1 protein-coding gene is annotated in these 257 nt (G+C 68.1%); it reads left to right on the top strand.

The window, feature by feature from the left end:
• A partial coding sequence (locus AAEY78_RS13920) for a hemagglutinin repeat-containing protein (protein ID WP_352339958.1) occupies window positions 1–257 on the top strand: 257 nt, incomplete at both ends.

Below are 257 nucleotides of genomic sequence, written 5' to 3'. Positions count from 1 at the left end.
CATCATCAGCACCGCCGAAGGCGCCGGTGTGCGCGTGGGCGGCGTGCAGGTGCAAGGCACTGACGGGGTGAAGATCAGTTCGGCCGGTGACCTCGACATCAGCGGCCAGGTGCGTGCCGACAGCCTCGACGCCACCCGCGCTGGCGTGCACAGCCGCCAGGGCGATATCGACTTGCACAGTGCCAAGGACTTGAACCTGGCCGCCACCGACGTCAGCGGGCGCAACGTCAAACTCGACGCCAGCCGCAACCTGACCC

This window comes from Psychrobacter sp. 16-MNA-CIBAN-0192, from assembly GCF_040309565.1.
In the GTDB taxonomy this organism is placed as follows: domain Bacteria; phylum Pseudomonadota; class Gammaproteobacteria; order Pseudomonadales; family Moraxellaceae; genus Psychrobacter.
This window is presented reverse-complemented; position numbering and strand designations above follow the sequence as displayed.